The sequence below is a fragment of the Halomonas piscis genome (genome assembly GCF_031886125.1).
GTDB classification, from domain to species: Bacteria; Pseudomonadota; Gammaproteobacteria; order Pseudomonadales; family Halomonadaceae; genus Vreelandella; species Vreelandella piscis.
Genome location: NZ_CP119391.1, coordinates 2,796,728 through 2,822,937, shown reverse-complemented (window position 1 = coordinate 2,822,937; position 26,210 = coordinate 2,796,728). Strand labels below are relative to the sequence as shown.

Here is a 26,210-nt window from a genome sequence, read left to right as displayed (position 1 = left end):
ACGATTAAGTGTCATTGTTTCGATATTAAAGCATGAAAAGGCTGGCTAAAGTACAGCCCCTTCACTGCGATAGAGCGTTTCATGAGTACTTCGATACACAGGTCGGCCGCCGGCAAGGGCCTTTTGCTGGCGGGCATCTTATTGATAGCCGCCAACCTGAGGGCTCCCTTTACCGGCCTGCCACCGCTGCTGGGATTTCTGGAAGACGCGTTCAGCCTTGGTACCACGGCTGCCAGCGCGCTGACGACGGTGCCGCTGCTGGCGTTTGCCGCTGTGTCCCCCTTTAGTGCTCGCGTGGCGCGTGCCCTGGGGCTTGAACGGGCGCTTTTTTTGGCTATGGGAGTTGTCGCTGCGGGTATTGCGCTGCGCTCGGTTGGCCCATTATGGAGCCTTTATGCGGGCACCGGCCTGATCGGGATGGGCATTGCCGTAGGCAACGTGCTGTTGCCAAGCTTGCTCAAGCGCGATTTTCCCTATCATATTGCCGCCCTAACCGGAGCCTACGCGCTGTCCATGGGGGTGGCCGCTGCGCTGCTGTCCGGCCTGGCCGTGCCCATGGCCGACCGGTGGGGGTGGAGCGGGTCGCTGGCGGCGTTCATCGTGCTTCCGCTGGCAGCCCTTGTGGTCTGGGCCACTCAGCTGAAGGCGCCGGTTCGGCAGCCGGCCGCGGCGGCAGGGCCGCAAACGCCGCCGGCAGCCGGGATCCCTATCTGGCGCGCCGGTCTGGCATGGCAGGTGACGCTGTTCTTCGGGCTTAACTCCACCATTTACTACATCGGTATTGGCTGGCTGCCGGCCATATTGACCGAGGCAGGCATGTCGCCGGAGCGCGCCGGTTCCGTGCACGGCGTGCTGCAATTTGCGACCGCCGTGCCCGGGCTGGTGCTGGGGCTGGTATTGCGCCATATCTACGATCAGCGCCTGCCCGCTGCGGGCTCGGCGTTGATGTCGGCGGTGGCGCTGGCCGGATTTATCATCGCCCCGCAGCTGGCGCTTCTGTGGTCGTCGCTGTTCGGGCTGGGCACCGGCTCGGGCATTATCATGGGACTTTCGTTTATTGGCCTGCGCACCGGCAGCGCGCAGCAGGCCGCCTCGCTTTCGGGCATGGCCCAGAGCATCGGGTATTCTTTGGCCGCGGCCGGCCCGCCCGCCATGGGCCTTTTGCACGATGCGTTGGGCAGCTGGCAGGTGCCGCTGGGTATATGCGTGATGCTGGCACTGGTGATCGCTGCCATGGGCATGCTTGCCGGGCGCGATCGGCGTATTGAGAAGGTGTGCCGGCTACGGTGAGTGGGGCGCTGATCAAAATCCTTTAGCATTGCCGCGCGGGCGCGCCGGCTGGGGTTTGGCGCACGCGAGGAACTCGCCGTAGCCGGCGTCGCTTTCCGGCTGGCCGTCGCGGGACACCACGCGCCCGCGGCACAGCGTCAGCACCGGACGTCCGGTGAGTTCGATGCCTTCGTAGGGGGTGTAGTCCACGTCGTGGTGCAGATCGGCGTTGCGGATAGTGTTTTTAGCCGAGGTGTCCCACAGCGTCAGGTCGGCATCGCTGCCGATGGCGATGGTGCCCTTGCGCGGATAGAGGCCGTAGATCTTGGCGGGGTTGGTCGCGGTCAGCGCGACAAAGCGGGTAATGTCGATGCGCTCCTTGACCACGCCTTCGGAGAACAGGATCGGCAGGCGCGTTTCGAGCCCGGGAATGCCGTTGGGAATGTGCTCGAAGTGGGCGTTTTCCCCGCGCAGCTTTTTCCCTTTCGTGTCCTCGAAGCGAAACGGCGCGTGGTCCGAGGAGAAGACCTGAAAGACGCCGGACTCGAGCCCCTCCCAGACGGCCTCCTGGGCGGCCGGGTCCCGGGGTGGCGGGCTGCACACGTACTTGGCGCCCTCGAAGCCGTCGCGGTCCAGGTCCTCGGCGGTGAGCATCAGGTACTGCGGGCAGGTTTCGCCGTAGACGCGCAGGCCCCGGCTCTGGGCCCAGCGGATCTGCTCGATGGTGTCGGCGCCGGAGACGTGCACGATCAGCACCGGGACGTCGATAAGCTCCGCCAGGGAGATGGCCCGGTGGGACGCCTCGCGCTCGCCGATGCTTGAGTGGGCCACGCCGTGGTAGTAGGGCCCGGTGTTGCCGCACTCGGTCAGCAGCTCGCTCAGGTAGGCGATGCAGTCGGCGTTTTCGGCGTGCACCATGACCATGGCGCCTTCGCGCCGGGCCAGCGCCAGCACGTTGAGGATCTCGCGGTCGTTGAGCTTGAGGTCGTCGTAGGTCATGTAGATCTTGAAGGAGCTGTAGCCTTCTTCGATCAGCGCCGGGAGCTCGTCTTTCAGCACCGTCTCGGTAGGGTCGGTGACGATCATGTGAAAGGCGTAGTCGACGCAGGCCTGACCGTCGCTGCGCCGGTGATAGTCGTCCACGGCGGCGCGCAGACTTTGCCCTTTTTTCTGGGCGGCAAAGGGCATCACGGTAGTGGTGCCTCCCGCCGCCGCCGAGCGGGTGCCGCTGTAAAAGCCGTCGGCCATCACCGCCCCGTCGCCCATGGGCTGGTCCAGGTGGCAGTGCGCGTCGATGCCGCCGGGGAGAACCCGCAGCCCCTCGGCATCGATCTCCGCCGCGGCGTCGCCGAGCTCGTGGCCGAGCGCAGTAATGCGGCCATTTTTAATGCCGATGTCGGCGTAATAGGCGTCGACGGCGGTGGTGATCAGGCCGTTTGTGATCAGGGTGTCAAAGCGTGGCATCTCGCTGCTCCTTTGTTGTCGTTATGCTGTAAGGCCGCTGTGCTTCCCTTAGCCCTGAGGCTTGCGGCCCGCCTGGTAGGCAAGCCAGCCGCCGCGGTGGGTAATATCGACGACGTCCGGCCCGTCGATCAGCGCTTCCCTCAGGCGCATGCTCAACGAGCCCGAACCGTCTGCAAGCTCGATGACCATCAGCTCCAGCTCCTCCGGTTCATTGGGCAGCAGGCTCTCCCGCAGCTGAGCGTAAGAAAGCTCGTAAAGCTCCCCGGGAATGCTGGCACCGCCCTCGTGGGCGGGCACCAGGCCGGGAAACTCGTCGCGCACGGCGTAAAAGCGGTAGCTGGGCGCGGTGCTGGCCTGGCCAAGGAAGGTGCTGCCGGCCAGGGCAAAGTTGATCGAGCCCCCGGCCAGCGCCTGGCCGTTGACAAACATCCGCACCTTGAGTTCCTTGTTGTTCTGCATGGCTGACTCTCCTAAGAGGAAAAGTTCAGGGAAAAAATTCAGGGAGAAAAGTGGCGGTGCGCCCGCATGCTCACCGATACGTCTCATCGGGCCCGCCTAGCAGTCTGTCGGGTTATGGGTGTCGCTCACAGTAACGACACCCACTTCTCTTAATTTTCGTGTTGGCTCCGGCCATGTCTTCTATATGGCGCCATTCGGCGCTCCAGGAGTGGCCTGAGCGCTTGTGACGACGCCCTGTCAGGCTGAGGGACGCCCCTCAGCCCGCTGCCAGGCGATGCATCCGCTTGATGTTCCATGCCAAGGTGGCCAATCGCCATTCGCCGCTGACCTTATCCAGTCCACGTAGCGAGAACTGACGGAATCCCATCACGTGTTTGATGATCCCGAAGACCGGTTCCACCGTATGCTTGCGCAACGCATAGAGCGCACGCCCTGCCTGCGTCTTCAAGCGATGCGCCATCTGCTCGACAGGGTCCTCGCTCTTGGGTGCAGGCGGATCAGCGGCGAAACGCTCGAAGACCGGAAGGTGATGGATGTCACGCTTCATCGCCAATAGCGGTTCGATGCCATGGTCATGGCAGGCCTGGATATTGGCGGCACTGAAGTAGCCGGTATCACCCAGCAGGTGGTCAGGCTTTCCCAGCACCTCCGGGTAGCCTTGCCAGGCCGTCAGTAACGGCATGACTTGCTGCTTGTCGTTGGTCGCCTGAGTGACGTGGACATGGGTCACCAGCAAACTATCGGTATCAACGGCGGCCTGGGCGTTGTAGCACTGGTCAAAGCCCTTGCCGGTAACCGGCATGATGCGTGACTGCGGGTCGGTGAGGTTGACCTGATCCTTGTCACGCGAGCCACCCGTCGGCGGCTCGGGATCACGCCCGCGGGGCTTCTTGCCGGCCTTGCGCTGCGCATCCCGCCGTGCCACCTTTTCCTGGTAGGTCGCTTGCTCGGCGGCGTCCCGTTCCGCCGCCCGCGTCTCGATCCTGGCCTTCGCCTCAGCGATCGCCGCCAGGCGTGCTTCACGGCGGGCGATCTCGGCCGGGATATCCATGCCATCGGCAGCGTCCTCCTTGTCCGCCGACTCGGCCCGCTGCGTCAGCGCTTTCACCTCCGCCCTGAACTGCGCCTCCAGCTTCTTGGCGTGGCCATACGATAGCGCCTTGTGCTTGCTGGCGTTGGCCTTGAGCTTGGTGCCGTCCAGGGCGATGGCGCCGAGCTTGAGCAGCTTCATCTCGCGGGCCAGCAGCACCTGCACGAACAACTGCTCCAGTTCCGGCAAAAAGCGGCGGCGAAAGGTGGCCAGCGTGTCGTGGTCGGGGTGAGTGTTGGCGGCCAGGTAGCGGAACCTGTCAACCTGATTCGGACAGATCGTTAAAAATTAGTGTCGATTTCGTCGCGGTGGCACCTGCCGCCGATAGCGTCGGGAAGTTCACCACGCTGTAGGGGGCCGGGTCGTCGTCATCGGGCTGTACTGGATTGATCGAGACACTGTCCGGTGGCAGCGCCACCTTTGGGCGTCCGCGTAGGAACCGCTCGGGATGCGCCTCGAAGCTGTCATCGAGCGCTCGCTGGCGGACCTCGGCAATCTCGCGATATCGGCCGGTGAAGACCTGCTCCGGCGTGAAGCCAGCCAGCCCGCTGTGATGGTGCAGCAGGTTGTACCAGTCGACGTAAGCGCTGTACCACTGCCGGGCATGGACGATGCTCTCGAAGCGCCCCGGGTAATCGGGCTGGTACTTGCTGGTCTTGAACTGGCTTTCGCTGAAGGGGTTGTCGTTGCTGACCCGCGGCCGGCTATGACTGCACGTGACCCCCAGCTCTCCCATGAGATCCAGATAGCTCCGGGCGATCATCGGCGAGCCTCGATCCTGGTGGAGCGTCAGTGCGCCATGCGGGATACCGTAGCGATCCACGGCCTCCTGGAAGAGCTGCTGAGCCAAGGCGGCATTCTCCTTGTGGGAGACCATCCAGGCCACGATGAAGCGGCTGTACAGGTCCAGCACCACGTAGAGGTTGAGGTAGACGCCGCGTCGCCGCGTGGGCAATTTGCTGATGTCCCACGTCCAGGCCTCATTGGCGGCCCTTGCCGTGATGCGTGGGACGGCATGGTGTTGGGGAGCACGCTGAGGACGGCGGTCACCGCTCTCCTTGGCCTCACGCAGCTGCCGGTACCACGTGCTGAGCGAGCCAAGATAGATCCCTTGCTGCAGCAGGTCGTGATAGATCTCATACACCGGCTGATCCCTGACGAATCCCCACGAATATGTTGCTACTCGCCGCATAGGCTCTGCTCCCTGACTTCCTCGCGAAGTCGTGCTCGGAGGGTTGTCCAAGCAGGCCAAGGCACGGCGTCGGGTTGATGACGACGAAGACATTCCAAGCCCAGGCGCCACACGGAAAGCACGCTCCGGTGCCGGATACTGTTGCTCTGATAGCGCCGCTGTTGCCCCCGGGCTCGGACATCCAGGCCGGCCACCATCATGGCCACGTTCGCCAACATGGCGATCAGCAGCAGGACCTCGATGCGCTTGCCCTGGCGAGACTGATGCATGCCGAAGCCCAGCCCGAACAAGGGACTTTTGACATCGCGAAACCCTTCCTCAATCTGCATGCGCTGTCGGTAGATCGTTACCACTTTATTCGCCAGCGTTGAGCGGTCCGGCAGATTGCTGACCAGCACCCAGGGCTCCTGCTGACGCCGGGCGATCGTCCGGCTGCCGCCGTCCCGAGAGATCCGGCCTTGTTTATTGCGATGCTTACGTCCCCGTGGCGGTCGATAATAGAGCACCATCTGAGCGCGGAACGGATGGTTTTCGGCGATCCGGACGGAGCCCCACGCCTGCGGTTCCGATGTCGCGTGTTGAAACAGGGTCTTCACGGGTTGCCATGCTTCGCCTGACGCCTGGTAACGGGCGGGCTGACGGACCCGTCCAACGATATACCAGCCGCGCGCTTCAACGGCCCGAAACCACGGGTTACGAAAGCCGGCATCGGTCACCAGGATCGGCGTGGCCTTGTCGGGCAGGATCCTTGCCAGCGCATCCAGCAGATAGGCTTCACAGTATGGGCATCCTTCCTTGTGATGAACCTTCTCGAAGATGGGCAGCGATCGCCCGGCGAAGGGCACCGCCGCACGCAGCAGGAAATGCCTGCCGCGGTCATCAATCGGCGACCAGTCCACCAGAATCAGTGGGCGCGTTGTATGGCCGATCAGCAGCGAGGCCATGAGCCAATAGAACAGCGGTCGTTCCTGATGAAGGTGAGGGTTGCCTAATAGTCGATCGACTCGTTTGATGGCGTGCTTGGCATCCGTCGAGCTCGGCAACGCACGGCCAATGGCCGTTAATCCCAGACGTCGCTCGCCCAGCAGAGCGCCAACGGTATCGAGGACGGTCTGTAGCCGCTTGGCATGGATCACGGAGAGTGAAGACGTCAGCAAGTTATGCAAGAATCGAGGGGCCTGCATGGGTCTCCTTCGCATGTTGTTGTGTGTCGTAACTCACAACATGCATGACTCATGCAGGCTTTTTCAATCCTATCATGCTGATTTTATTACCCATTTCATGGGGATTCCTCAGGGCTGATCCCGATAAGGCTCGCTATGTGCGATCTCCAGCATTTTCGCTCGCTCCTCGGCCGACAGGGCCCTGGGCTGCGGGCAATGCCGGCGCGACGTTGAAGCTCCGGTATAAGGCTCATGGCGGCGTTTTCGCCAGGCGTACACCGTGCTGCGGTTGATGCCCAGGGCTCGGCAGGCCATGGCCAATGGGAGGCGCGCCGGGCGCTCTTCGAGCACCGTGATCATGGTTCGCTCCCATTGTTCATGCGATCGAGCATCGATAGCGCTTTTTTTTGGAGCGATAGGCAGTCTTCGGCGGTCGAGAGCCTCTGCTGAAGACGGGCGTTCTCACGCTCCAGTGCCTCGATACGCTTCTGCTCCGGCGTCTTGCTCGGGTTCGGCCCTGGGGCGGTCTTGTGGAGCTTCTCCACGCCGCTCTCGGCAAGCTCCTTGCGCCAAGTGGTCAGCTGGCTGTTGTAGAGCTTTTCGCGGCGTAACAGCTGCCCGAGCTCACCATGCTGGCAGGCATCGGCTTCTGCGAGGATGCGCAACTTGTATTCGGTCGAGAACTGACGACGTGTGCGTTTCTCCAGCTTGGGATTCGGCGTGACCTGATGATCGGGCAGCTCGGTTGGCGGTTTCGGCATGATACGGGCTCCTGAACCTCGGGCTCTGATATTGAGCTTAACTCACTGAGCCGGTGTATGGATTCAGGTTGACACACAGGGGTAGCGGAACGCCACCGAGTCATAGGTAGCACGCTCAATCTTGCGGCTGGAGACCACCCCGGTGGCGTAGCCGTAGATCAGCAGGCTCAGCAGCACGGCCGGGTGATGCGCCTTGTGCCCGCGGCCGGCGTAGCGCCGCGTCAATGCCGAAAGATCCAGTTGCTCGACAATATCCACCACGAACCGTGCCAGGTGGCCATCGGGCAGCCACTCGTCCACCGAAGGCGGCAGGAGATAGTCGGTCTGGCGGTCAACGGGGATGAAGCGACTCATGGCGACGTTCCAGTAGTGGCAGCATGATGAGAGTATCTCACGTCGTTATCGAAAACCCGACAGACTGCTAGCGGGCGCTATTGGTAATGGCTTCGCCGGTATGGCGCACGTGGTCGGATAGGAGCCGTTGAGCCTGCTCGCCGTCCCGGGCCTTGAGCGCCTCGAGGGTGGTTGCTGTCTTCACTTACATTTTCCAAATTACTTTTGCCAACTCATAAAATCCTCGAATGCAGTGTCGAGATCATAGAGCGGCTTGAACTTCGTAGTGGACAAGAGCTTGGTGATTTCCATGCTGGCGCGATCTTTATCCCCATACAAATTGACGTTGTATCTTCTGTCGGAGTCGTCTACATACCACTGAAAGTTAGGGAAGTATGATTGTAACTTTTGGCACCACGAAAAGAGTGAAAATTCGAAGCCAGAAGCTACGTTGTAGATACGATGTGGAAGCTGGCGAGATTGGATAAGAGAAGTGATTGCTGATGCAGCATCCCGGATGTAAAGCCAGTCACGCTTGCTATCGCGTGGTAGGATAGCGGTCTGTCCATTTTGGGCGATTTTCAGGATTTGAAATGGCGCACTCAACGTATCACGAAATCCTGTATCGTGTTCCCAGGGGCCGAAGCATGTTCCCAAGCGGCCAATGACCAAGTCGATCTCGTGCAGTTCTTGCAAGCGAGTTACGGCAATTTCTGCAGCGTGTTTTGACATCCCATACAGCCCTTCTGGCCGACAAACCGTGTTAAACTCATCAAGCGCGGCGTCTTCGTAGCCACTTTTACCATACACTGAGCCTGAGCTCATGTGGATAAAGCGGGAGATGCCGTGCCTTGTGGCTGCCTCAATGGCATGCAGAGCGCCGGCTACATTGACTTCGTAAATAAAGCCGGGCTGTTGACGCTCTCTTGATTCATCAGCAGTGACCGCAGCCAGTGTTACAAGCACATCACACGGATGAGAAGCTAGGGTTGCCTCGATAGATAATGGGTCACGAATGTCACCGATATTGTGTGTGAAGGTTCCAGGTAATTTTTCAAAAATTCTTAGAGCTTCTGGAGAAGGAGGTTTCGTATCGAATCCCACAACGTCACTCCCAAGTTCCAAAAGCTTCTCTGTCAGGGCGAGTCCTACAAACCCAGAATTTCCTGTTATGAGTGTTGGCATAGTTAACCTCTTGAGGATGGTTTATTTGATCTGCTATTATTTAGCGCCCGGTCAACGGAAACAATATTGTTACTAGCATCATCCACAGGCGGCGTGGAAATGTTCTTCTGTACGACTAAATCGGCCATGACAGTATTGTCACATTCAGTGCCGTTGAATAAATCATTATGAATTTTGCGGTTCTTCTTCAATGTTCATGTTGGGCGGCTCCTCATGGGGAATGACGATTAATGGAAGCGATGGCCTCGCCAGTATGCCGGACATGCTCGGCCAATAAATACTGAGAGAGTGTGCTATCTCGGTTTTTGAGCGCGTTGAGAATCTCACGATGTTCATTAGTTGATTCCTGCCAACGGCCCAGGCGATTAAGAGCTAAGTAGCGGGCTCGCTCCAGCCTGCCCAGCAAACTTTGATGAGTTTCTTCCAGTACGGGATTTTTAGCAGCATTTACGATTAAGCTATGGATGCGCTGGTTGAGCTCGAAATAGCCGGCGCGGTCGCCTTGGACATGAAGTTTCTCTAAGCGCTCCTGCAGCATTTCCAAACGTTGGAGTTCGGTATTAGTTATGCGGCTGGCCGCCAAACCGGCGGCCATGCTTTCCAAACCAGCCTCTACTTCAAAGAGGTGTTCAAGTTCTTGGACATCAATGGGAGCGACCCGGGAACGGCGATTGCGAGGCATAAGCACCAACCCTTCGCCTGCTAGGCGCTTTAGAGCCTCACGCAATGGGGTCCGGGAAATACCCAACTGCGTACATAGAGCTTGTTCCTGAAGGAGGACCCCAGGCGATAGCTGGCCACGCACGATCAGCCGATGTAAGGTTTGGTAGGCTTCTTCTGCCAAGGTCGGTAGTATAATGCGAGAAGCGCCCGCGGACGACTCCATATTCATGGGTATTTCCTCTTAGCTGGGTTGTTCCATTCCCCGCTCATACGAGGAAGCTCTGCTCGTATGGGTCATCAATTATTGGCGACCAACTAATTTTGTCAAAGCCTCAGGTAAGCCTTGGCAGGGCTTGCAGGGCGGGGCGGCGAAGCTACCTGCGGAGGGCATAGTTGCTCCTATATCAGCCATGGCCTGCGCCTGGATCACGGCACAGGTTACGCCGTCCAGGGCCGGTACAGGCATCTGGTCGGCCACGGAACGGGCAAGCCCCGCCAGAGGGGCGCCGGCCAGAATCAGTACGTCGGCGCCGTCTTCTTCCACGGCTCGCCGGCCCAGTTCGATCAGCCGTTCGCCCTGGTTTTCCTGTACCTGGCCGATATGCTGCAGCGGCTCATCGAGAGCGCGAATGCTCGCTAGGCGCCCCCCCAGGCCATAAGCCGCGACGCATTCGCGGTACCAGGCCTGGATGCGCTGGGAAATGGCGATGATGGAAAAGCGCCCCCCTTGCTGGCAGGCGCTCATCAGCGCTGCCTCGGTCATCCCGACCACCGGAATCGGCATGATTTCGCGCAGGGCGTTGAGGCCCGGGTCGCCAAAGGCGGCGACCACGATGGCGTCGTATTGGCGGTAGTGCTGCGCGGCAACCTGCAGAGTGGCGTAGCCGCCGATCAGCGATTCGGCCCGGGTCTCGATATAGGCCACGCCAAACGGCGCGGTGGCCATGGAAAGCTCGGTGGTGGGGCGAATGCTGCGTGAGGCTTCCGCCTCGATCAGGTCCGTCACGTCCTGGGAGATATTGGGATTGATGACCAGTAGTTTCATGGCATGCTCACTGTTTTAGTTATGATGAGATAGTTTGCTACGCAAGGAAGAAAGACCCCTCTAGCACGAGTGGAGGTTAGAGGCATAGTCAGTATCCAAGCGTCCGCGGCAACCAGGTTACAATGCCCGGGAAGGTGATGCAGGCAACCAGCACCGCATACTGGAAAGCGATGAATGGCCATGCGCTCTTCAGCAGCTCGTTAAGGCTGATCTTAGAAATGCCACACATCACAAATAGCAGCACCCCCACAGGTGGTGTCATCATACCCACCACAAGATTCATAACGAAAAGGAAACCGAACAGTAGCGGATCAATACCGTAAGTCAGGGCGATCGGTGACAACAACGGCACTAGCATGATATAGGCAGCGTTGGATTCGATGAACATACCCACGCAGATCAAGAGTGCCATCACCAGAAGCAGGAAAGTCAACGGTTCGGAAGTCAGCCCCTGCATCCAGCTAGTCAGTTGCATCGGGATCAGGTCGATAGTGAACGCAAATGTCATGGTTGAGGCGAAGGCAATGAGGGCCCCGACCATGGAAGCAGTCACTGCGGCATTGAACATGGCCTTGGGGAGGTCTGACAGGCGCAGCTTGCGAGTTACGAAGAAACCGATTAGTAGGGCATAGACCACGGCGATGGCAGCCCCTTCTGTTGGCGTAAAAGCCCCGGCGATAATGCCGCCAACCACTATGATAGGCATCAGCAGAATAGGCAGGGCACGCCAGGTCTGAACTAGCACGTGCTTCAGCCCCAGGTTGCCGCCGATGAGCGGATAGCGCCGCTTTGCCGCAATAAACGAGGCCAGCCCCATAAAGCCCACGGCAAGAATGATCCCCGGCACCACACCGGCCATGAACAGCCCGCCGACGGAGACGCTGGAACCGGCCATCAGCGCATACACGATCATGGCGTTACTCGGCGGAATAATGGCGCCCAAATTTGCAGCTGATGCTACGACAGCACTGCTATAGCCAGTATCGTATTGTTGGCGCATGGACGGTACTAATGAACTACCCAAGGCGCTGGCGCTGGCAACGGCAGCCCCGCTGACGGCCGCGAGCACCATACCGGCGACGATAGCGACGTGTGCCAGCCCGCCATGGACACGGCCGATTAAAGAGTTGGCAAAATCCACCAGACGTTGCAGAATGCCGCCGGCCACCATGAGCTCGCCGGCCAGCATGAACAGCGGGATAGCCATCAGAGGAAAACTATTGATCGAGTGCAACATACGCTGCGGCAGCACTGAAAAGTCCATGCCACCGACATACAGGCCGACCAGCGAAGCTAAACCTAAAGCAAATGCCAGCGGCATGCATAGTAGTGCAAGAGCTAGAAATGTGATAATGATTGGCAAAGTCATAAAGTTTCCCCTTCTTTGCTCGCCGCGGGTGCGCTGGGCAGTGGTTCAATTTGCCAGGCTTGCGCAATCAGGTGCAGGCAACAATGCCCGGCACTAAGTAGCACGGGAATATAGAATACGGCGGCAGTGATTGGGATGGTGGGCATCAATTGCTGCCACTTGTCGGCTACAGCGCCTATGCTGATCCAGACCAGCGCCGCCATAAGTGCGGCGCTGAGAAGAGCCATTAGGCGCTGCAGTCGGCACTGTATAGCCTTAGGTAGCAAGTTGACCAAGGCATCAATACCTACATGAATTCCCACCTTAATGCCATGTGGAATAGCTAGAAATATCGACCATACGAAGAACAAACGAGAGAGTTCAGTAGCAGAATCGATCGAGTCCGATAAGATGTAGCGAGCGAATACCTGTAATGTGACCAGCAGCGTCATCATGCCCATCGCTATTAGAATGGTGTAATAAGAACCTCGGTCGAGCAATGCTAAACTATGTATAAAATAACGCTTGAATCGGCTGGAAGCATAAGCCCCCAGCCGATGCCAGGGGCGGGGCGTCATGATCCGGACTCCTCGAGCACCTGATCAACTAATTCTGCGCCGACTTCTTCACGCAGATCTTCTACCACGCCTTGGGTGGCTTTACGCAGTTGAGAGCGGGTTTTATCTCCAATTTCAGTGAACTGCATACCGCGTTCAATCAGTGTCTGGCGTGCAGCTTCGTTTTCTTGACCAGCTTTTTCGCGCTGCCAGGCCACGGCCTTGGACATGGCTTCATGCACATTTTTCTGCTGTGTGTCACTTAAGTTATTGAAGACATTTCGGTTTATTAAGACTACTATGAAGTCGTAGAAATGTTTGGTATCAGAGAAGTAACTCTGTACCTCATCCAGGCGATGAGTATTAGTAAGGGAATAGGGTTGCTCCTGACCATCTACTACACCTTGCTGCAAAGCGCTATAGACTTCGCTAATGTCCATGGAAACTGGACTGGCTCCGATAGCGCGGAAAGTATCTAGGTGAACCTCGTTGGGTTGTAAGCGTATCTTCAGGCCCTGGAAGTCTTCGATGGTCTCAAGCGGTCGCTGACTGTTTGTAACCTGTCGAAAGCCCATTTCCATCCAACCTAGGGCTACGAAGTTTTTTGGCTCTTCGTCGTTGGGTGTGGAATTCGCCCCCTGAGCTGGGCCAGAATATGACCTCCACGACGACAGGAGGTATGACATGGACGGCACCCAGATTCTGACCCTCGGCCTGGGCTTGGAAGCGCCCTGGATTCTCAAGGACCAGCACCTGGACACCTCCGTATCGCCCCACCGTCTGGACCTCTACGTCGAGGCCGAGCGTGGCAGCCTCTACCCCTGCCCTGAGTGCGGCGAGGCCTGTCCGGCTCATGACTTCGCTGACAAGACGTGGCGGCACCTGAACTTCTTCCAGCATCACTGCTACTTGCATGCTCGCGTGCCGCGTACCAAGTGCCCGGAGCATGGCGTCAAGCGTATCGAGGTCCCTTGGGCGAGGCCGGGCAGCGACTTCACCCTGCTGTTCGAGCAGGCGGCCATGTCACTGGTCAAGGAGATGCCGGTGTTGGCCGTCTCCCGACAGCTGGAGATCTCCGACAAGCGGCTGTGGCGCATCGTGCATCACTACGTCGGTCGGATGCTGGGGCAGCTGGATCTGAGCAACGTGGCCACCGTTGGCGTGGACGAAACCGCGTCCCGGCGTGGCCAGCGCTATGTGACGGTGTTCCTTGATATGCAACGCAAGCAGGAACCGGTGATCTTCGCCGTCCCCGGCCACGGCAAGGACGCCATCAAGGCCTTTAGCGCCTTCCTGGCGGCCCATGGCGGCGATCCGGACAACGTGGTCGAGGTCGTCTGCGACATGTCACAAGCCTTCCTCAGCGGCGTGGCTGAGTACCTTCCCAAGGCCGAGGTCACGGTCGACTGGTTCCATATCGTGCAGACCTTCACCAAGCGGCTAGACGAGGTGCGCAAGAAGGAGCGCCGCGAGCAGGAACACCCCAAGTCGCTGCGCTGGGCCCTGCTGAAGAGCCTGGACAACGAGAACCTGACGCCCAAGCAGCTGGCGGCTCTCCAGGAGCTGGTGGCTGACCAGAGCGCCACGTCCGATGCCTGGGTGATCAAGGAGAAGCTGCGCTGGGTCCAGAAGGCGCCGACGCCACGAGCGGCTCGATGGCGCATCACGCACTACCTCAGGGTCATGAAGGCGGCGGTCTCGGAGAAGCCATTGCTGAAGCCGATGGGAAAGGCCCTGGCGACGTTGGAGCGCCACGCCGATGCGGTGGTCAGGCGTTGGATTTCGGGACTGACGAACGCACGACTGGAAGGCATGAACGGTCTGTTTCAGGCGGCTCGGTCACGCGCACGGGGTTACCGGAACGAAGCCAACTTCATCGCCATGATCTACCTGATTGGCAGCCCGGTGGGGCGCCTGTTCGATCAGGCCAAATCCACATGAAACGACGAAGAACCAGTTTTTTTCGGCCAGCTTTTCGTCGAGCATCTTGCCCACCTCGCCGTCGATGACGCGAAAGGCGTCCTCGCGGCTGTCGAAGGCAAAGGGCAGGCTCAGTACCTCAAGCTCTGGGACGATACGCGATAGGTATGCAGGGCCAATCCAAGTGCCGGCGATGGAGCCGCTCGAGACTTGGTCAACATTTTCGCTGGCGCCACCCAACTGCATATTGGGGAACAGCTGAGCGGTCAGATTGCCATTCGTACGGCTGGCCAGCTCTTCCTTGAATACCTCCATGGCTTTGCTGCTGGAGTGGTCGTTCGGAAAGTTGCCGCTGAAGCGCAGGGACTCAGCATCGGCCAGCAGAGGTGTCCCAAGACCCAAAATCAGCAGGGCGGTGCAGCAGTGGCGGGTTAGGCGTGTTGTTGTTGTCATCATGACGGCTTCCTCGCTGTGCGTTTTATTCAGTGTCGCGCGGTTCAAGGCATGAAGGGATGCCCCAAGGAAACCGTAGCCGAGTTTTGAAGAAATACAAAATACAAAATACTGATTTTTTATAAATTGTTTAAAAACAATGAGTTAATAATTCTATATAAGCGATTATTAAGCATGTAAATACAGCTGTTTACATTTCTTAAGATTATAGAAGCGCTGGTGCAGAAGTGTGCTTGCTACGAATCGGTTATTTGACGTCACAAAGTCGAAGACGGCTGGGGCATTCCCCAAGCGCTATTGGCCCGCTATCTATCGGGTACAGCCTGTTGACTTTGTGGTATCGGCTCTGGCAAAAAATAATAAGCTTGCTATGGGAAAGGCAGGCGCGGCAGGGCTATTACTACGAATGATGGCTTGGCGCTGATGGCTAACGATGCGCCGTATCGTATCGACGTAAAGGTCGCCTATTCCAATGGATCAGATATGGAAAGAAGTGCTAGCGGCAATAGGGTGATACGCCAGCCAGAATATTGCTCCCTAGTAGGTTGATAGCCCAAACAGAGGAGAACGACATGATCATACGGACTCACGAAGATGCCCAGAACGATGCCGTCGACGAGGAAAAGTGGATTAGTCGCCGCTATACCCTGCGCGCCGACGGTATGGGGCACTCATTGCACGAGACCTATATCAAACCCGGCAAACAGCTCCATATGTGGTACAAGAACCACAAGGAAACTGTGCTTTGCATCGAGGGCGAAGGGCAGATTGAGGATCTCACCGAAGGCGGAAAATGGGACCTCAAGCCCGGCGTGCTCTATGCGCTGGACAAGCATCAGCAGCATATTCTGTCGAGCGAGAAGGGCATGACCGTGATTTGCGCCTTTTCGCCGGCGCTGGTGGGGCCGGAGGATCACGACGAGCAAGGCAGCTATCCACTGCTTGATGACGATGGCACAGTGCTCCAGCGGTAACGCCTTGCCGGCTGCGCGTTCTTGTTTAGCAGCTGATTAGCTTTGTCTGCGTAAGCTTGGGACTACCTCGCCGGATCGGGATAGATCAGAGTGCCATCATCGCCGGTCCGGGCCGCTTCAGTCATTACCGCAGGTTGAACACGGCTATCGTTCATCAGGTGATAAACCTGCTTGCCCTGGTGCAGCAAGTGATCGGCAATGATGCGACGATGGCAGCGCCACCACACCGCTTCAGCGCACATCACCGCGCAAGATTGATGACGACCGAGTTCAATCAGCGATGCGAGCGCCTGGCGAAAGGCTGCCGACAAGGCATAGTCCGCGTAGTTATGGAAGCTGCGGTTACGCCAGTAGCCGTTGGTAGTGTCGTCTACGGCTTTCGATCGGCTGCGCAATCCTGCTAGCCCCGGGCTATGCGTATAGCCGATACCCAACGGCGCAAGCTCCTCGGGCAGCGTGTCGTAATTGAACTGTGGATTGGTACGTGAACGTGGCATGGCACGCACGTCAACGACATGCTCGACATGGCCCATACGTAACAGGACGACCAACTGATCAAGGGATCGGGTTGAATGCCCGACCGTGTAAAAGGCATGGGTCACAAAGGCTTCTCTCCGTTGCTTAATGGCTGGGTTCATCGGCTCTTCGTCGTTGGGTGTGGAATTCGCCACCTGAGCTGGGCCAAAATATGGCCTCGACGACAACAGGAGGCATGGCATGGACGGTACCCAAATTCTAACGCTTGGTCTGGGACTGGAAGCCCCCTGGGCTCTCAAGGATCAACACCTGGATACCGCTGTGTCTCCTCATCGGCTAGATCTCTATGTCGAGGCCGAGCGCGGCAGCCTTTACCCCTGCCCGGAGTGCGGCGAGGCCTGTCCGGCTCACGACTTCGCCGACAGAATCTGGCGACATCTGAATTTTTTCCAGCATCACTGCTATCTGCATGCGCGCGTGCCTCGCACCAAGTGCCCCGAGCATGGCGTCAAGCGCATCGAGGTGCCCTGGGCGAGACCGGGTAGCGACTTCACTCTGCTGTTCGAGCAGGCCGCCATGTCACTGGTCAAGGAGATGCCGGTGCTGGCCGTCTCCCGGCAGTTGGAGATCTCCGATAAACGACTATGGCGCATCGTGCACCACTATGTAGGCCGCATGCTGGGAGCGCTGGACCTGAGCCGCGTGGCTACCGTCGGCGTGGATGAAACCGCCTCCCGGCGCGGGCAACGTTACGTCACCGTGTTTCTCGACATGCAGCGTCAACAGGAACCAGTCATCTTCGCCATTCCGGGCCATGGCAAGGAGGCCATCAAGGCCTTCAGCACGTTCCTGGCGACGCATGGTGGCGCGCCCGATAACGTGGCCGAAGTGGTCTGCGACATGTCAAAGCCGTTCCTCAGCGGCGTGGCTGAGAGTCTGCCCCGGGCCGAGGTGACGGTCGACTGGTTCCACATCGTGCAGACCTTCACCAGGGCGTTGGACGAGGTCCGCAAGAAGGAGCGCCGTGAGAAGGCACACCCCAAGTCCCTTCGATGGGCGATCCTGAAGAATCTGGATAATGGCAATATGACAGCCCAACAGGTCTCAGCCCTTCAGGAGTTGATCGCCGATCAAGGGGCCACGGGGGATGCCTGGGTCATCAAGGAAAAGCTGCGCTGGATCCAGAAAGCCCCCACGCCACGCGCCGCTCGGTGGCGTATTACGAACTACCTCAAGGTCATGCGAAGGGCCGTCACCGGCCAGGTACTGCTTAAGCCGATGGCGAAGGCCCTTGCGACGCTTGAGCGGCATACCGAACAGGTGGTAAGACGCTGGATATCCGGTCTGACCAACGCCCGCCTGGAAGGCATGAATGGCTTGTTCCAGGCAGCTCGATCACGTGCCCGTGGTTACCGAAATGAGGCCAACTTCATCGCGATGATCTACCTGATCGGCAGTCCTGTGGGACGCTTGCTCGATCAGGCCAAATCCACATGAAACGTCGAAGAGCCGGTTCATCCCGGCTTATTCATGAGGCCGGCCTGAAAACGAAGATAGCGGATGGTATTCTCTTGAAAATTCAGTGTGTTCCGCCAAGAACCTGAACCAAGAGAGCCATCCGCTATGGGTGAAAGCCTATCCACCTGGACGCCCTCATGCAACGGCGCTGTCCGTGTTGAGCTGAGCGGCCAGCGCACCACCAGCGACAGCGGCGCTCTGCTGTTGCGTGAGGCCCTCGACAACAGCGGCGTGATCGAGGCGCTGGAAGACAATCTGGTCGATCGACGCCACCCGCTGCGCATCCGTCATTCGCTGGCCAGCCAGTTGCGTACCCTGGTGCTGCAGCGTGCGATGGGCTGGATCGATCTCAGCGATACCGACACGCTGCGCCGTGACCCGCTTTGGCAGTTGGCCTGCAGCGATGCGCGCGGCATGACGCCCTTGGTCCAGGACCGGCCGTCTCAAGCCACGCTGTCGCGGCTGCTGAGCTGCCTCGGTCGTAACGACAATATCGATGCCGTGCACGAAGGCCTGTTGCGGCTGGTGGTCTGGCGCCTGACCTCGCTGCAGAACGGTGAACGTCCCAAACAGCTGACGCTGGACATCGACGGCCTGCCGATCGAGGTGCATGGCCACCAGGGCGGGTCGGCCTATCATGGCCTTTACGGGGCCCGCATCTACTCGCCGCTGGTCGCCTCGCTGGCCGAGACCGGTGACATGGTGGGCGGCCTGCTGCGCGAGGGCAACGCCGGCCCGGCCGAGAACGCCGACACCTGGATCCCGCATCTGGTGCGGCGACTCAACGAGAGCACCGGGGCTCAGGTTCGCGTGCGCATCGACGCCGGTTTCACCGACAACGCGACGCTGGCGGCCCTGGAAGAGCGTGACATCGAGTACCTGGGCCGGCTGCGCAGTCACACCGGTCTGCAGAAGCTGGCGGCACCGCACCTGAAGCGGCCACCCGGCCGGCCACCCGAGCAGCCTCGCGAGTGGTGCCATGACCTGGAGTATCAAGCGGGCTCTTGGTCGGCACCGCGTCGCGTGGTGCTGGTGGTGCAGGAACGCCCCGATGACCTGCTGCTGCATGCCTTCTTCCTAGTCACCAACCTCGGCAAGTTCGACTGGCCGCCGGAGAAGGTCCTGGCGCTCTACCGCAAGCGCGGCAGCGCCGAGGCGCACATGGGCGAGGTGAAGTCGGCGCTCGACGTGCACCTCTCGTCGACCGATCGCGGCGCCTCCACCGTTCAGGACGTGATGGCACGCAACGAGGTGAGCCTGCTGCTCAGCCTCTACGCCTACCAGGTCCTGCATGGCCTGCGCTGCCTGCTGGAGCGGCAGACCCGGCAAGGCTGGAGCCTCAGCCGGATGCGCGAGCAGGTGCTGAAGGTCGCCGCCACGCTGAGGCTGCACGCTCGGCGAATCACCGTTCATCTGGGTGCCGCCGCCGACAAGTGGTGGCCGACGCTGCTGAAGGGGCTGCCGAAGCTGACCGCACTGAGCTGACGCTCCTGCGAGACCACCACAGCATCAGAAAGCGAGCGACCGGAGCGGCGGGCGGCGATCACGGCTGCTTGGACGGTCGCAATTGATTCCAAAGAGCTATAAGAAAGCGGGAAAATTTCAGCGTTTTGGCATTACTCAACGGCCATTCGCACTGAAGAAGCCGATCCTGATAAGCGATGCCACCAGTCAGTACCTTCAGACCGCTCAATCAGCACCCTCGTGAATGAGGCGGGTTCATGGAGTTTAACCCCTGGATTCATAGAATAGTCGCAGCACTGTCAGCCGTGAACCGCGGCCTAATACCGGGGGCACAGCATGGGGTGATAACGGCTACTCAGCGGCTAGTCGTGCTGAAGCCCACTCATTACCTTGAGTATGCGCTCTTCCAGGCGGGCGGGATTGATGCCTCGATGCATGATGAAGAGGAGATGCTATTTATAATGAATCCTTCAATAATAGCCTTACGGCTTGTTCGAAGGCGCTGAAACGTTCCCCGGATAGCCCAATAAAGACGAGCCTGGTTTCCTTGGGCGCGTGCAGCGCAGGTTGCCAATGCAGTCGCCCCCCACTGAATTGCAATAATTCGATGTCGCCACTGGGTTCGACAAGCATAAAGCCCTTGGCACGAAAAAGTACGTCCTGGTATGCTTCAAGCAGCGTGGCGAGGCGCGCCTTATCGATTTTCTCTTGGCCAGACAGGCTGAAGGTATGCCAATGACCGTGCGGCGCGGCGTGGTGGCTGATTGGGCCTGGAGGGGAAGGAGAAATGGGCGGCTGGAGAGATGCGTCGGCCGGTGTACCTTCTGTCTCGTATTGGATAAGGGCGTGTGGGTTGAACTGCCTTAACCACTGTTCGAATTCGCGCGTACCGTGGGGAGCTAGACGATTGACCCGCAGGGTATCCGCTGCCTTGACCTGGTCGCGCCAGGCATCACCTACCAGCGGGTCTGCTGCGTGTTGCTGAGCCCGAGAGCCATCAATAATGCACACCACTTCAGCCAAGTGCAGTCGGCGAGAAACACGCGCTATATCAGCAATGCGTGCCGGGTTCGCGACACCGCTTGCCTCGATGATGATCGCTCCGGGCTCTGTACGGATACGCAACGCTTCAGCGAGTTGCTCTGCCAGAGTGCCGCCCAAGGTGCAGCAGATACAGCCATTGCTGAGCTGCATGACATTGTCATCACGATACTCGATCAGCGCCGCATCGATATTGATGTCGCCGAAGTCGTTGACGATGATCAGGGCATCCGGGCGCAAGCCGCCTTGGATCAGGCGGTTGAGGTAAGTGGTCTTGCCCGTACCGAGGAAGCCTCCGATGACAGTTACAGGAATCGGCGCGCACTTAATCGTCGGCATGTACCTCGCCCCCCAGGACGGTGGCTTTCACACGGATATCCTTGAGATGGTTTGGCTCACAGGCCAGCGGGTCCTCCTCGAGGACAGTAATATCAGCAAACTTACCGATTTCCAGACTGCCGACCATATGATCCAGCCGCAGCGTATAGGCAGCGCCAAGGGTAATCGTCTCCAGCGCTTGCGGCACCGTGAGCTTTTCCTGTTCGCCCAGCTGTACCCCCGAAGCACTATGCCGCATGACCGCACACCAGGCCGTGAAGAGTGGACCGAGCGGCGTGACGGGCGCATCGCTGTGAATAGCCAGGGGAATGTTCAAATGCCTGGTGGAGGCCAGAGGCTCGAGGCGCTGGCAGCGCTCAAAGCCCAGGGTGCGGGAAAGGTGGATATCACCCCAATAATAAAGATGGTTGGCGAAAATGTTCAGGCAGATGCCAAGCCGGGAAGCACGCCGTAGTTGCGCATGATCCATGATCTGACAGTGCTGCAAGGTGTGACGGTGATCGAAACGTGGCCAGAGTTCCTGGGCCTCCTCAATGGCATCGAGCATCAGCTCTACGGCTTCATCGCCGTTGCAGTGGATGTGTAGTTGAATGCCGGCTTGATGATAATGATGGACGATATCTTTCAATTGCTGCGGCGGTGCGTTCCAAATGCCGTTGGGGCTGCCATCATGATAATAAGGCCATTTTAGCCGTGCGGTGTAGCCCTGAATTGAGCCATCGGTCATTAGCTTGACCGGGCCGAAGTGGAGTTTGTCGCTGCCGCGGTGCTGACAATCGCGTAGTCTTGCTATGCCCTCATCCGGGGACCAGTTCAGGGCCGCCATGGCTGGTACCATTCGCACCGGATAGGCGGTATCCGCAGTGGCCGTTTCCAGGGCGGTGATTCCTTCATCGGACAGCGGGTTGTACAGGTCGGTAATTGTGGTAATGCCACTGTGTCGTGCGATGCGCGCGTAGCGTTGCAAGGTTTCGGTGGAAGCCACAAGATCGAAGATGCTGAAGCCCAACGCGTCGAATACCACATGCATGGCGGCCATTTCCTGTAGCTCGCCGTCGGGTTTGCCATCTTCCCCCAGGCGAATGCCCTGGGTATCTTTTACCTGATCGATACCGGCTAGCTTGAGCATGGCAGTATTGACCGTCAGAACGTGGAGGTTGGCATGAAACACCACGACCGGGCGTTCGCTGACGGCGGCATCCAGCACATGTCGATTGAGCTCTTCGCCAGGGAAATATACTGGGTCGAATCCCCAAGTGATGACCGGCGATGCCTTATCCACCGTGGCGGCATATTTCTTTAGCCGCTGCTGCATTGCTTCAATGCTGCGTAAGCCTTCCCAATAGTGTCCATCAGGGTCGGTGCGTCCAAAATAGCCTAGATAGCCGTAGTTCCATAAGGCGCCTTCCAGCGCATGGCTATGCCCTTCGACGAAGCCCGGTAAAAGAATGTCGTGGGCAAACCGCGCGTCGTGGCGGGCGTCCTTAAAATCTTGCATGGCCTCCTGGGTTCCCACGGCCAGGATACGCCCGTCACGGACAGCGATGTGGGTGGCCTCCGGTTGAGACGGGTTCATCGTAATGATGCGCTTGGCAGAATAGATTGTTGTCATGGTAGAGCTCCCTTTTTTGTTTGTACACATTAGGAATGTTCATCAGAAAGCTTGGCGTCAGAACGCTGCCTTGATATGGCGGTAGGAAGGTTTTCCCAATAAATCGCTTTGACACTTTCGTCTTCGGCATGATCAGTGACAAGGCTTACGCCAATAAGGGTGGTCAGTGAGACAAAGAATCCGGGAAAAACTGGATCAATGTTTGTGCCTAAAATAGGCCATAGAATGGTTGTGATGGCTGATAAGCTCATGCTCAGCAAGCAAGCAGTGCCGGTAGCTCTTCGCCAGAACATAACGGCGATAAAGGGGATAAGCAAAGTGGTAGCAGTGATGCGTAGCGCCCACTGATACATGCTTATAATATCAGTTACTAAATAAGCCACAACTACGGCAAGGAGAGAGATAAGAAGTACGCTGAGCCTTGCGGCAAACATTTTTTGCTTTTTATTGGCATGAGGGTTGACTAGGCGATGGTAGAAATCTTGTGCCAGATTAGAACTTCCCTGAAGAATAAAAGAGTCAGCGCCTGTCATTAAGGCTGAGAGTAGTCCCATTACGACAATTCCGCCGATGGCAGGGTGCATAAGTTCAACCGTTACATAGGAGAAAACCAAATCTGGACTTGTGTCTAACGGGACGAACTGACGTGCAATAACGCCAATGATAACCGGAAGAATAGCAATGACTAAGTATATACCAAACCCCGCCAGACCTGCTCTGATTGCTATTTCTTCAGTGCGTGAAGCAAAAATTCTTTGCCACGTGGACTGCCATACGATATAGAAAGGACCTACTGTAAAGGCGAAGATAAGTACATCGCTAAGGCCGTCCGGGCCTAACGGGCTTAAATAGCTTGCCGGAGTGCTCTCAATTATTTGGTCAAGGCCACCGCCAAAATTTACAGCAGCAAGGGAAAGAAGTATTATTCCTACAATTACGATAATGCTTTGCACTGCGTCAGTAACGATGGTAGCTACCAGGCCGCCTAAGATTGTAAATCCTAGAATGAGAAAAAAAGACAGAGTGATGCCATAGTTAAGGGGGGTGTCGAAAACAATATTAAATATCGTGCTCATGCCCACTATCTGCAATGCCGTTGTGGGGACAGAGTAAACAAACGCAGAGAATATAGACGGGAGCAGCCCTGCTTTTTTCCCAAAGCGTTCGCTGAATAAGTCGGCTATTGTATAGAGTCGCTGTCTTCTTAAGGGTTTGCTGAATAGAACGACTAATATCATGCTGAACAGGACAGATGGGACAGCAAATTTAAAATAGCCGGACATACCCATGGTAAATCCCATGCCGACATATCCGATAAAAACGGCAGCGCCAGCATTCGTGCTGATGATCGTTCCGGTAATGTTCCAGAATCCCATATTCCAGCCGGCGATCAAGTACTCATCTGATGTTTTTACTTTAGTGAAGTAGTATATGCCTACTGCAAACATGAAAATGAAGTATGCAATAGTATAGGTTAAATACCAAGCCATAGGATTTCTCCAGTAGTAGTTTGTTTTTATGTTTCATGGTTTGTCTTTTTATATGTTTTTAATCAATTTTCTCGGTTAATCCGTTGATGTTTTAGGGTAGGTTAGAGTTTAACGGGCTAACTTGATCAATGCATAAAGCAGAGTGTTAGCGCCAGCAGCCAGATCCTCTGGGGTGGCACTTTCTGCTTCGTTGTGGCTGAGTCCTCCTGCACAAGGGACAAAGATCATGCTGGTAGGCGCCACGCGCGCTACATGGCAGGCATCGTGGCCGGCACCGGAAAGCATGCGCCGATGGGGATACCCCAATTGATGAACAGCCGAAGCGACGGCAACAATACAGTGTGTATCGAAGTGGACAGAAGGCGTATTCATTATCCGCTGTATTTCGACTTCCGTACTTTCCTGCTGCGCTGCCGCACTAGCTGCTTCATGGAGTTGGGTTTCCATGGTATCGAGCGTTTCGGTGCTGGCGTGTCGCATGTCGACGGTAAGCGCTACTTCACCAGGTATGGTGTTGTGGGAGTTGGGTAAGCAGTCAATACGTCCCACGGTTGCAACGGCGGACGGTGCTTGCCCTTCTGCGATCTTCTTGACCGCATTGATCGTTTGAGCAGCGCTGAGCAGGGCATCACGACGGCCCTCCATGGGAGTTGAGCCCGTATGCGCGTCCTGGCCATGAAAGGTCACCCGGTACCAGCGAGAGCCTTGGACACCGGTGACCACACCGATGGTTTCCTCTTGCCGCTCAAGAATGGGCCCCTGTTCAATGTGCGCCTCGATGAAGGCGCCGAGCCGGTGGTCACCACAGGGTAGCGCTCCCGTATACCCGATACTTTCCAATGCTTCGCCAAGCGTGATGCCATCAGCATCCTCTCGGCTTAGTCCATAATCGAGTTCATAGGTGCCGCCAAAGACTCCCGAGGAAATCATGGGCGGAGCAAAGCGCGCGCCTTCTTCGTTGGTCCAGACGCAGATTTCCAGCGGGGCGGCGGTTTCAATATTTTTCTCGTTTAGCGTTTCAAAAATTTCCACGCCGGCCAACACGCCATAAACACCGTCGAATTTTCCGCCGTGAGGCTGGGTGTCGAGATGGCTGCCACAGGCGATCGGTAAGCGTTGCGGATCAGTACCGGGACGCTGGGCGAAAATATTGCCCATGCGGTCAATGCGAATTTCACAGCCAAGCGTGTGGCACCACTCGATAAATAGGTCGCGGCCTTGGCGATCCTCCTCAGTGAGTGCAACACGGCAGCTGCCGCCCGCAGGCGTCGCGCCGATTTCTGCCATGCGCATCAACCGCTGCCAAAGACGATCCTGATTAATTCTGAGTTCCTCGGCCATAAAGCTTCTCTTGTCAATTATTTTTGCTATTACCAAAGGGGCGATAAAATGATTACCGCTTTACTGACAGTAGTAGAAGGCTTGCTGATACGTATAATATCAATATTCTACTTTTTGATGCTTTAAAGGTATCAGTGATGAGACATTTCCAGCCGTATATTCGTCATTTTGTTGCGGTAGCGGAGGAGCTGCATTTCCGCCGAGCCGCGGAACGACTGCATATTGCGCAGCCGGTACTGAGTCGGGCAGTGCAGCAGCTCGAGGAAAAGGTAGGGGCAGTACTGCTGCAGCGCAGCCGTCGGCATGTTGTCCTGACGGCCGCTGGAAAACTTTTTCTGGAAGAGTGCCGTGCGGCTCAGCGGATCATGGAGCGCGCTGAACGACGGGCAGTCCAGGCGCACCTTGGAGAGAGGGGCCAGCTAGTGATTGGCTATACCGATTTCGCCATCAATGGTCGCTTACCTTCCATCCTGGCAGCTTTTCATGAGGCCTTACCTGCGGTAGATATTGACTTGATTCGCCGAGATTCTCATGAGCAGCTTGAAGATCTCGCTAGCGAGCGTCTGGACATGGGGTTTTTGACTGGGGCCGTTAACGGAAAAGAGCTGCAGCACTGCTGCGTTCATCAAACGCCATTTGTTGCGGTTTTGCCTGCTCACCATCGACTTGCCGCTTTAGACGCCGTGCCGGTTAAGGCGTTAGCTGGGGAGTCTTTTGTACTGGGTGAAATACATCAGTGGCGGCACCTGGTGCCGCAGATCCAGGCGTTATGCCTAGAGGCCGGGTTCATGCCCAGGATCGCCCGAGAGGCGCCTAACAGCGATAGTATTTTTGGCCTCGTGGCTGCAGGGATGGGGGTTACCCTTTATCCAGATTGCCATCTCAACTATGACAGACCGGGCATTGTTATACGGCCGCTATCGGATAGCGATACAAAGCTCACCACTGAAATGGCCTGGTTAAACAGCAGCACAAACCCGGCCGTATACCGTTTTGTCGAAATCACCGGGAAACTGCTGGAGCAGGTGTCGGCTTCCGAATGACTGCAGCCC

General features: G+C 57.7%; 24 protein-coding genes and 3 pseudogenes. 7 read left to right on the top strand and 20 right to left on the bottom strand.

What is annotated here, in order from left to right; translation table 11 throughout:
• The first annotated feature begins 81 nt into the window (after window positions 1–81).
• Window positions 82–1,290, top strand: coding sequence for an MFS transporter (locus P1P91_RS13270; RefSeq protein ID WP_311883212.1), 1,209 nt, complete (start codon window positions 82–84; stop codon window positions 1,288–1,290).
• 12 nt (window positions 1,291–1,302) lie between these two features.
• Here P1P91_RS13270 and hydA read toward each other — a convergent pair whose 3' ends face one another.
• The 14 genes and pseudogenes from hydA to P1P91_RS13200 form a co-directional block, all read right to left on the bottom strand.
• Window positions 1,303–2,733, bottom strand: coding sequence for a dihydropyrimidinase (gene hydA, locus P1P91_RS13265; RefSeq protein WP_311883211.1), 1,431 nt, complete (start codon window positions 2,731–2,733; stop codon window positions 1,303–1,305).
• Window positions 2,734–2,781: 48 nt separating this feature from the next.
• A complete protein-coding gene (locus tag P1P91_RS13260; protein WP_311883209.1) occupies window positions 2,782–3,192 on the bottom strand; it encodes an allophanate hydrolase-related protein in 411 nt (136 codons plus the stop codon).
• A gap of 256 nt (window positions 3,193–3,448) precedes the next feature.
• Window positions 3,449–4,537: pseudogene (locus P1P91_RS13255) on the bottom strand (transposase); the annotation flags it as partial.
• A 4-nt stretch (window positions 4,538–4,541) separates the two neighbouring features.
• Window positions 4,542–5,237, bottom strand: a complete 696-nt coding sequence (locus P1P91_RS13250) for a DDE-type integrase/transposase/recombinase (protein WP_311883208.1) — start codon at window positions 5,235–5,237, stop codon at window positions 4,542–4,544.
• Window positions 5,238–5,461: 224 nt separating this feature from the next.
• Window positions 5,462–6,658: an IS4 family transposase gene (locus tag P1P91_RS13245; RefSeq protein WP_311882096.1), complete on the bottom strand. Its 1,197-nt coding sequence runs from the start codon at window positions 6,656–6,658 to the stop codon at window positions 5,462–5,464.
• Window positions 6,659–6,766: 108 nt separating this feature from the next.
• Window positions 6,767–6,997 (bottom strand): helix-turn-helix domain-containing protein, encoded by a 231-nt coding sequence (locus P1P91_RS13240; protein ID WP_311883207.1) that lies wholly within the window; start codon window positions 6,995–6,997, stop codon window positions 6,767–6,769.
• On the bottom strand, window positions 6,994–7,398 hold the full coding sequence (locus P1P91_RS13235) for a transposase (RefSeq protein WP_027961730.1): 405 nt from the start codon (window positions 7,396–7,398) through the stop codon (window positions 6,994–6,996). The genes P1P91_RS13240 and P1P91_RS13235 overlap by 4 nt, the downstream gene beginning before the upstream one ends.
• 81 nt (window positions 7,399–7,479) lie before the next feature.
• Window positions 7,480–7,752: pseudogene (locus P1P91_RS13230) on the bottom strand (transposase); the annotation flags it as partial.
• Window positions 7,753–7,950: 198 nt separating this feature from the next.
• Window positions 7,951–8,916 (bottom strand): NAD-dependent epimerase/dehydratase family protein, encoded by a 966-nt coding sequence (locus P1P91_RS13225; RefSeq protein ID WP_311883205.1) that lies wholly within the window; start codon window positions 8,914–8,916, stop codon window positions 7,951–7,953.
• Window positions 8,917–9,127: 211 nt separating this feature from the next.
• Window positions 9,128–9,808 (bottom strand): GntR family transcriptional regulator, encoded by a 681-nt coding sequence (locus tag P1P91_RS13220; protein ID WP_311883204.1) that lies wholly within the window; start codon window positions 9,806–9,808, stop codon window positions 9,128–9,130.
• 72 nt (window positions 9,809–9,880) lie between these two features.
• Window positions 9,881–10,624: an aspartate/glutamate racemase family protein gene (locus P1P91_RS13215; RefSeq protein ID WP_311883203.1), complete on the bottom strand. Its 744-nt coding sequence runs from the start codon at window positions 10,622–10,624 to the stop codon at window positions 9,881–9,883.
• A gap of 88 nt (window positions 10,625–10,712) precedes the next feature.
• Complete coding sequence (locus P1P91_RS13210) at window positions 10,713–11,945, bottom strand: TRAP transporter large permease (protein WP_311883202.1); 1,233 nt, start codon at window positions 11,943–11,945, stop codon at window positions 10,713–10,715.
• A 44-nt stretch (window positions 11,946–11,989) separates the two neighbouring features.
• Window positions 11,990–12,550, bottom strand: coding sequence for a TRAP transporter small permease (locus P1P91_RS13205; protein WP_311883200.1), 561 nt, complete (start codon window positions 12,548–12,550; stop codon window positions 11,990–11,992).
• On the bottom strand, window positions 12,547–13,110 hold the full coding sequence (locus P1P91_RS13200; RefSeq protein WP_311883199.1) for a TRAP transporter substrate-binding protein: 564 nt from the start codon (window positions 13,108–13,110) through the stop codon (window positions 12,547–12,549). Before P1P91_RS13200 ends, P1P91_RS13205 begins: the two co-directional genes overlap by 4 nt.
• Window positions 13,111–13,213: 103 nt before the next feature.
• Here P1P91_RS13200 and P1P91_RS13195 point away from each other — a divergent pair, with 103 nt between their 5' ends.
• The gene (locus P1P91_RS13195; protein WP_311883198.1) at window positions 13,214–14,470 is read left to right on the top strand and encodes an ISL3 family transposase; all 1,257 of its coding nucleotides are present in this window, start codon (window positions 13,214–13,216) and stop codon (window positions 14,468–14,470) included.
• Here P1P91_RS13195 and P1P91_RS13190 read toward each other — a convergent pair.
• The gene (locus P1P91_RS13190) at window positions 14,369–14,905 is read right to left on the bottom strand and encodes a TRAP transporter substrate-binding protein (RefSeq protein ID WP_311883197.1); all 537 of its coding nucleotides are present in this window, start codon (window positions 14,903–14,905) and stop codon (window positions 14,369–14,371) included. The genes P1P91_RS13195 and P1P91_RS13190 overlap by 102 nt on opposite strands.
• A gap of 569 nt (window positions 14,906–15,474) precedes the next feature.
• On the opposite strand from P1P91_RS13190, the gene P1P91_RS13185 reads away from it, so the two are divergent.
• On the top strand, window positions 15,475–15,876 hold the full coding sequence (locus P1P91_RS13185; protein ID WP_311883196.1) for an ectoine synthase: 402 nt from the start codon (window positions 15,475–15,477) through the stop codon (window positions 15,874–15,876).
• A gap of 62 nt (window positions 15,877–15,938) precedes the next feature.
• Here P1P91_RS13185 and P1P91_RS13180 read toward each other — a convergent pair whose 3' ends face one another.
• The gene (locus P1P91_RS13180; RefSeq protein WP_311883194.1) at window positions 15,939–16,514 is read right to left on the bottom strand and encodes a DUF488 domain-containing protein; all 576 of its coding nucleotides are present in this window, start codon (window positions 16,512–16,514) and stop codon (window positions 15,939–15,941) included.
• Between the two features lie 79 nt (window positions 16,515–16,593).
• Here P1P91_RS13180 and P1P91_RS13175 point away from each other — a divergent pair, with 79 nt between their 5' ends.
• Window positions 16,594–17,850 carry an ISL3 family transposase gene (locus P1P91_RS13175; RefSeq protein ID WP_311883192.1) on the top strand — a complete coding sequence of 419 codons (1,257 nt, stop codon included), beginning with the start codon at window positions 16,594–16,596 and terminating at the stop codon, window positions 17,848–17,850.
• Window positions 17,851–17,976: 126 nt separating this feature from the next.
• Window positions 17,977–19,356, top strand: coding sequence for an IS1380-like element ISPsp9 family transposase (locus P1P91_RS13170; protein ID WP_376717215.1), 1,380 nt, complete (start codon window positions 17,977–17,979; stop codon window positions 19,354–19,356).
• A 435-nt stretch (window positions 19,357–19,791) separates the two neighbouring features.
• On the opposite strand, the gene P1P91_RS13165 is transcribed toward P1P91_RS13170, so the two are convergent.
• The 4 genes from P1P91_RS13165 to P1P91_RS13150 form a co-directional block, all read right to left on the bottom strand.
• Complete coding sequence (locus tag P1P91_RS13165; protein WP_311883188.1) at window positions 19,792–20,715, bottom strand: CobW family GTP-binding protein; 924 nt, start codon at window positions 20,713–20,715, stop codon at window positions 19,792–19,794.
• Window positions 20,702–22,327, bottom strand: coding sequence for an amidohydrolase (locus tag P1P91_RS13160; protein WP_311883187.1), 1,626 nt, complete (start codon window positions 22,325–22,327; stop codon window positions 20,702–20,704). Before P1P91_RS13160 ends, P1P91_RS13165 begins: the two co-directional genes overlap by 14 nt.
• Window positions 22,328–22,356: 29 nt before the next feature.
• A complete protein-coding gene (locus tag P1P91_RS13155) occupies window positions 22,357–23,817 on the bottom strand; it encodes a sodium:solute symporter family protein (protein WP_311883185.1) in 1,461 nt (486 codons plus the stop codon).
• Window positions 23,818–23,925: 108 nt separating this feature from the next.
• Complete coding sequence (locus P1P91_RS13150) at window positions 23,926–25,158, bottom strand: Zn-dependent hydrolase (RefSeq protein WP_311883184.1); 1,233 nt, start codon at window positions 25,156–25,158, stop codon at window positions 23,926–23,928.
• A gap of 137 nt (window positions 25,159–25,295) precedes the next feature.
• Here P1P91_RS13150 and P1P91_RS15185 point away from each other — a divergent pair.
• Together P1P91_RS15185 and P1P91_RS13140 are read left to right on the top strand one after the other, a co-directional pair.
• Window positions 25,296–25,427, top strand: a pseudogene (locus P1P91_RS15185) (helix-turn-helix domain-containing protein); the annotation flags it as partial.
• 153 nt (window positions 25,428–25,580) lie between these two features.
• The gene (locus P1P91_RS13140; RefSeq protein ID WP_311883182.1) at window positions 25,581–26,201 is read left to right on the top strand and encodes a LysR family substrate-binding domain-containing protein; all 621 of its coding nucleotides are present in this window, start codon (window positions 25,581–25,583) and stop codon (window positions 26,199–26,201) included.
• Window positions 26,202–26,210: the final 9 nt, after the last annotated feature.

What these genes read in the sequence shown, in the direction of transcription:
- P1P91_RS13270 (WP_311883212.1), top strand. Translation starts at nt 82, where the DNA reads ATGAGTACTTCGATACACAGGTCGGCCGCCGGCAAGGGCCTTTTGCTG.
- hydA (WP_311883211.1), bottom strand. Translation starts at nt 2,733, where the DNA reads ATGCCACGCTTTGACACCCTGATCACAAACGGCCTGATCACCACCGCC.
- P1P91_RS13260 (WP_311883209.1), bottom strand. Translation starts at nt 3,192, where the DNA reads ATGCAGAACAACAAGGAACTCAAGGTGCGGATGTTTGTCAACGGCCAG.
- P1P91_RS13245 (WP_311882096.1), bottom strand. Translation starts at nt 6,658, where the DNA reads ATGCAGGCCCCTCGATTCTTGCATAACTTGCTGACGTCTTCACTCTCC.
- P1P91_RS13240 (WP_311883207.1), bottom strand. Translation starts at nt 6,997, where the DNA reads ATGATCACGGTGCTCGAAGAGCGCCCGGCGCGCCTCCCATTGGCCATG.
- P1P91_RS13235 (WP_027961730.1), bottom strand. Translation starts at nt 7,398, where the DNA reads ATGCCGAAACCGCCAACCGAGCTGCCCGATCATCAGGTCACGCCGAAT.
- P1P91_RS13225 (WP_311883205.1), bottom strand. Translation starts at nt 8,916, where the DNA reads ATGCCAACACTCATAACAGGAAATTCTGGGTTTGTAGGACTCGCCCTG.
- P1P91_RS13220 (WP_311883204.1), bottom strand. Translation starts at nt 9,808, where the DNA reads ATGAATATGGAGTCGTCCGCGGGCGCTTCTCGCATTATACTACCGACC.
- P1P91_RS13215 (WP_311883203.1), bottom strand. Translation starts at nt 10,624, where the DNA reads ATGAAACTACTGGTCATCAATCCCAATATCTCCCAGGACGTGACGGAC.
- P1P91_RS13210 (WP_311883202.1), bottom strand. Translation starts at nt 11,945, where the DNA reads ATGCCGCTGGCATTTGCTTTAGGTTTAGCTTCGCTGGTCGGCCTGTAT.
- P1P91_RS13205 (WP_311883200.1), bottom strand. Translation starts at nt 12,550, where the DNA reads ATGACGCCCCGCCCCTGGCATCGGCTGGGGGCTTATGCTTCCAGCCGA.
- P1P91_RS13200 (WP_311883199.1), bottom strand. Translation starts at nt 13,110, where the DNA reads ATGGAAATGGGCTTTCGACAGGTTACAAACAGTCAGCGACCGCTTGAG.
- P1P91_RS13195 (WP_311883198.1), top strand. Translation starts at nt 13,214, where the DNA reads ATGGACGGCACCCAGATTCTGACCCTCGGCCTGGGCTTGGAAGCGCCC.
- P1P91_RS13190 (WP_311883197.1), bottom strand. Translation starts at nt 14,905, where the DNA reads ATGATGACAACAACAACACGCCTAACCCGCCACTGCTGCACCGCCCTG.
- P1P91_RS13185 (WP_311883196.1), top strand. Translation starts at nt 15,475, where the DNA reads ATGATCATACGGACTCACGAAGATGCCCAGAACGATGCCGTCGACGAG.
- P1P91_RS13180 (WP_311883194.1), bottom strand. Translation starts at nt 16,514, where the DNA reads ATGAACCCAGCCATTAAGCAACGGAGAGAAGCCTTTGTGACCCATGCC.
- P1P91_RS13175 (WP_311883192.1), top strand. Translation starts at nt 16,594, where the DNA reads ATGGACGGTACCCAAATTCTAACGCTTGGTCTGGGACTGGAAGCCCCC.
- P1P91_RS13170 (WP_376717215.1), top strand. Translation starts at nt 17,977, where the DNA reads ATGGGTGAAAGCCTATCCACCTGGACGCCCTCATGCAACGGCGCTGTC.
- P1P91_RS13165 (WP_311883188.1), bottom strand. Translation starts at nt 20,715, where the DNA reads ATGCCGACGATTAAGTGCGCGCCGATTCCTGTAACTGTCATCGGAGGC.
- P1P91_RS13160 (WP_311883187.1), bottom strand. Translation starts at nt 22,327, where the DNA reads ATGACAACAATCTATTCTGCCAAGCGCATCATTACGATGAACCCGTCT.
- P1P91_RS13155 (WP_311883185.1), bottom strand. Translation starts at nt 23,817, where the DNA reads ATGGCTTGGTATTTAACCTATACTATTGCATACTTCATTTTCATGTTT.
- P1P91_RS13150 (WP_311883184.1), bottom strand. Translation starts at nt 25,158, where the DNA reads ATGGCCGAGGAACTCAGAATTAATCAGGATCGTCTTTGGCAGCGGTTG.